Source organism: Nonomuraea rhizosphaerae (genome assembly GCF_019396405.1).
GTDB lineage: Bacteria > Actinomycetota > Actinomycetes > Streptosporangiales > Streptosporangiaceae > Nonomuraea > Nonomuraea rhizosphaerae.
Genome location: NZ_JAHKRL010000448.1, coordinates 1 through 4,501, shown reverse-complemented (window position 1 = coordinate 4,501; position 4,501 = coordinate 1). Strand labels below are relative to the sequence as shown.

Below are 4,501 nucleotides of genomic sequence, written 5' to 3'. Positions count from 1 at the left end.
GGGCCTCCAGGGAGACGGCCGCTGACCGGATGGTGGCCGGCCGCCGACACGGCTCCGGCCGATCGGCGGTATGCCGGCTCGGCTGCCGGAGGATCGATCAAGGTTCTATCGTGGGCGAGGTGACCTCAGCGTCGACCCTCCCCATGGGCCGTCCGGCATTCGACCGGGCCGAGCCCGCCGACATCCGGGCGGCGGACACGCACCCCATCGCCGTTTTCGCCGCCGGTGTGCTGCCTCCCGCCGCCGCGTCTCCCGCCGCCGCGCCGGAGGCGGCCGGTGTCGTCCACGTGCTCCGGCGGCACGGGCGGCATCTGCTGGCGGGTGTCCTGCTCGGCCACACGTCCCGGCCTTTGACGGAGCACCAGGCCAAGTCCTGGGCCACCCGCCGGCTCGCCGCGAGCACGACCTCGCTGCTGCCCTGGAAGCCCGTCGACGAGGCCGACCCGGACAGCGGGTGGCACACCAGCAGCGGTCTGCTGGTCGAGCGGTACGCCCTCTACCGGCATCCCAGCGGCTGGCAGCTGCTCGGCGCGGTCACCAGGGCCGCACGACCGCAGCCCGTCACCGACGCCGACGCCCACGCCTGGGCCGCGGACATCCTCAAGCCCTCTGTCCCGCTGACCTGGGCGCACGGCTCCGTCACCTGGAACACCACCACCTGGTACGCCAAGCCGCCGGCCCGGACGCCGTAAGAGGCTGAGGGCCGTCCATGGGGACGGCCGCCGGCCGAAGCGTGTCAGGGGTGGTCGTCAGCTCTTCGGCCGGAGTGCTTGCGTCGCCTGGGAGCGGAGGGCGTCCACCGCCTGTGCCGGGTCCGAGGCCCCGTACACCGCGCTGCCCGCCACGAACACGTCCGCGCCCGCCACCACGCAGCGTTCGATCGTGCCGGTGTCCACGCCGCCGTCCACCTGGAGCCAGATCTGGCCGCCGTGCCGTTCGATCAGGGCGCGGGCCCGGCGGAGCTTGGGCAGCACCATGTCCAGGAACTTCTGCCCGCCGAACCCCGGCTCGACGGTCATCAGCAGGAGCATGTCGATCTCGGGGAGCAGGTCCTCGTACGGCTCGACGGCCGTGGCCGGGTTGAACGCGAGGGCCGCCCGGGCGCCGAGCGAGCGGATCTGGCGGAGGGTGCGGACCGGGGCCTTGGACGCCTCGGCGTGGATCGTCACGCTGCCCGCGCCCGCCTCCGCGTACGAGGGCGCCCAGCGGTCGGGGTCGTCGATCATGAGGTGGACGTCGAGCGGCGTCGGGGTCGCCTTGCGCAGCGCCTCGACCACGGGCAGCCCGAGGGTCAGGTTGGGGACGAAGTGGTAGTCCATGACGTCCACGTGCAGCCAGTCGGCGTTGGGGACTGCTGCGGCCTCGTCGGCGAGCCTGGCGAAGTCGGCGGCGAGGATGCTGGGCGAGATCTGTACGGCCATGATGGTCCGAGTCTATTGAACGCCGCCTGCCGGGGTGGCACGGGACATCAGTCCGAGCCTGATGAACATCACCGGCGCCCCCAGGTGCACCCACAGCGACAGCGCCGCGTACTGGACGAAACTGGAGATCCCGGTCGGCGGCAGCACAGTGCCCAGGACGTACCAGATGATCGCGGACACAGCCCCGCCGAGCGCCCAGCGGGCGCACTTCACCCGCGCGGGGCCGTCCACGTCGAACCAGCCGATCCCGCGCATGATCGACGCGCCCGCGAGCAGGCCGAACAGGCCGCCCGCCATGACGGCGACCGTCGTCAGGCTCTCGGCCTCGCTCGCGCCCGGCGCGAGGGGCGGCCGCCAGCCCGCGTGCGGGGCGTTGGCGAGCGCCGCCACGACCGGCATCACCGCCGACAGCGCCGCCGCGGCGGCCAGTTGCCTCCATAACCGCTGTTTCCGCCACCAGGCCGACACCGGCCCTTCGAGCCTGCGGACGAGCCCCAGCACGGCCAGGCCGAGCAGGAGCCCTCCGGCCACGTCGGAGACGAAGTGGACGCCCAGGTAGAGGCGGCTCAGACAGACGAGCCCGATGAGCAGGCCCGCCGCGCACCACGCAGCCCTGCCTCGGACGAGCTGCCCCCAGGCGGCGACGGAGTTCTGCGCGTGTCCCGACGGCAGGCCGAACGACGGCTCGACGGCCAGCGGGCGCACCCGGGCGTCGATCCAGTACGGCCTGGGCTGGTGGAACAGGAGCTTGGCGACGGCGTTCGCCCAGGCGGCGGCCAGGACCGTCACGCCCAGCCGGAGGCCCAGGCGCGGGCTGACGCACCAGTACAGGACGGGGACGAGGAAGAGGAAGAAGCCCTGGGTGCCGAGCAGCGTGACGGCCCGCATCACCGGCTCGCCGGGCAGCCCCTGCAGCCAGACGATCGGGGCGAGCTCCGCTCGATGAAGCTCCTCGATGAGGTCCACGTCGCTCCTGATCGTCGCTTGCCTCGGCCGCGTTCCAGCGTGCGCCCGGCCCCACTCGATCGAGGCCAGGAACGATCACCGTGTCGCGGCCGTCAGTCGGCCTCCACTCTCCGCGAATCGCCGCGGGAGCATCCGGCGGGCAGCCTCGCCTCGCCGATCGGCGCCACGGCCCCCGCCTTCTCATGATCCCCGTACGCGCTGCGCTCTTCCGGGGACGGGCTCGGGGCGGGTGCGGCCCGTGCCTCCTTCTCCAACTCGGCCGGCAGCCCGGGCAGGGCCGCGTACTGGGCGTCCGTGAGGTGGTCGACCCGGCAGTCAGGAGGTGCCGCGGTGCTCAGCATCGGAAGGGTGGCCAGGGTCAGGATGACTAAGACAGGCACGTTTCGCCGGTTCACACGCCACTCGCAATCGCCGTCGACGACAGGGGAGTTCACAACATAGGGCTTTCGCCCCGGATGACCGTGCCGAACAGGTGAAGCCTGCCGTCAGGCGGGGCGTTTGCGGAGGAGGGCGAGGAACATCGCGTCCGTCCCGTGCCGGTGCGGCCAGAACTGGGCGTACGGACCGTCGCCCAGCCCCTCGACCTCCGGGAGGTAGTCGCGGGCGTCGAGGTGTTCCACGTCGTCGCGCCGCCGGGTCACGTCGCCGACCACGACGCGGGTCTCGGCCAGGTGCGGCGAGCAGGTGACGTACGCGACCACGCCGCCGGGGCGCACGGCGTCCAGGGCGGAGTCGAGCAGGCGGCGCTGCAGCCGTCCCAGCTCGGCGATGCTGGAGGGGTCGCGCCGCCACCGCGCCTCGGGACGCCGCCGCAGCGCGCCCAGCCCGGTGCAGGGCGCGTCCAGCATCACCCGGTCGAACACGCCGGGCCGCCAGGCGGGCTCGGTGCCGTCGGCGGTGACGACGGCGGCGTCCCGGGTGGTCTGCCAGACGAGGCGGGCGCGGTGCTGCTGCACGTCGGAGGCCACCAGCCGGGCCCCGCCGGGGAAGGCCGTCGTCCGTACGCCGGCAGCGGACCCGTGGCGCTCGCCGGAGGCGTCGGCCGGCCCACCGGCTTCGACGGCGCGATGAGCCCCGGCGGCGTCACCCGTCCCGGCGGGGTCGCCGTCCTTATCGTCGGTCGAGGCGAATGCCGCGTCGAGGGCGGCGAGGTCGCCATAGGTGGCGATGGCGTCCAGGAGGCCCGCCTTGCCGCCCGGCCCGGCGCACATGTCGAGCCACAGCTCGTCCCGCCCGTCCAGCGGCACGCGGGTCAGGGCCAGGGCGACGAGCTGGCTGGCCTCGTCCTGCACCGCCGCCCGGGTCTCGGCGATCGCCGGGATCCTGCCGGGGTCGCCTTCGGGCAGGTAGGCGGCGTACGGCGAGTAGCGGCCGGGCTCGGCCCCGCTCTCGGCCAGCTCCTCGACCGAGCTGCGGCCGGGGCGGGCGACCAGCGTCACCAGGGGCCGCGAGTTGTCGGCGTCGAGCAGGTCGGCCACCTCGCCGGCCCCGAGGGCGTCGCGGAACGCGCTGACGATCCACCTCGGATGGCTGTGGGCGAGCGCCAGGTGCCCGGCGGGGTCGTCGGCCTCGTCGGGGGCGATGATCGGGATCCACTCGTCGAGGGTCCGCGAGCCGATCTTGCGCAGCACCGCGTTGGCGAACTTGGCCGGGCCGGGCCCGACGCGCAGCCGTACGAGGTCGACCGTGGTGCCGACGGCGGCGTGCGGCGGGACGCGCATCTTGAGCAGCTGGTGGGCGCCGAGCCGCAGGGCGTCGCGCACGGCGGGGTCGGGGGCCCGGTCCACGCACGTCTCGATGATCGCGTCGTAGGTGCCGAGGCCGCGCAGCGTCCCGTACGCCAGCTCGGTGGCCAGCGCCGCGTCGCGCCCCTTCACGCCCCGCTCGCGCAGCAGGCGCGGCATGAGCAGGTTGGCGTAGGCGTCGCGCTCGTCCACGGCCCGCAGGACGTCGAAGGCGGCGTTGCGGGCCTGGTCACGCGCCGGACCCCGGGGTCTGCCCCGCCCGCCGGCGCCGCGGCCACCGCCCTGGTGACCACTGTCGCGGCGGCCGGACCGGCCGGCGCCGGAGCCGGTGGGGGGGCCTGCGCCGCCGCCGCTCTGTCCCCCGTTGTC

At 74.4% G+C, this 4,501-nt stretch carries 5 protein-coding genes; 1 reads left to right on the top strand and 4 read right to left on the bottom strand.

Going from position 1 to position 4,501, the window contains the following annotated elements; all coding sequences use genetic code 11:
* Positions 1–119: 119 nt before the first annotated feature.
* Entirely contained in the window at positions 120–692 is a 573-nt protein-coding gene (locus tag KME77_RS22940; RefSeq protein ID WP_219470997.1) for a hypothetical protein, read from the top strand.
* Between the two features lie 57 nt (positions 693–749).
* On the opposite strand, the gene rpe is transcribed toward KME77_RS22940, so the two are convergent.
* The 4 genes from rpe to KME77_RS22920 all read right to left on the bottom strand — a co-directional run.
* A complete protein-coding gene (gene rpe / locus KME77_RS22935) occupies positions 750–1,421 on the bottom strand; it encodes a ribulose-phosphate 3-epimerase (protein ID WP_219470996.1) in 672 nt (223 codons plus the stop codon).
* A gap of 12 nt (positions 1,422–1,433) precedes the next feature.
* Positions 1,434–2,387 (bottom strand): phosphatase PAP2 family protein, encoded by a 954-nt coding sequence (locus KME77_RS22930; protein WP_219470995.1) that lies wholly within the window; start codon positions 2,385–2,387, stop codon positions 1,434–1,436.
* A gap of 92 nt (positions 2,388–2,479) precedes the next feature.
* A complete protein-coding gene (locus KME77_RS22925; protein WP_219470994.1) occupies positions 2,480–2,767 on the bottom strand; it encodes a hypothetical protein in 288 nt (95 codons plus the stop codon).
* Positions 2,768–2,872: 105 nt separating this feature from the next.
* The coding region (locus tag KME77_RS22920; protein WP_372451211.1) for an RsmB/NOP family class I SAM-dependent RNA methyltransferase at positions 2,873–4,501 on the bottom strand (1,629 nt) is incomplete at its 5' end.

What these genes read in the sequence shown, in the direction of transcription:
- rpe (WP_219470996.1), bottom strand. Translation starts at nt 1,421, where the DNA reads ATGGCCGTACAGATCTCGCCCAGCATCCTCGCCGCCGACTTCGCCAGG.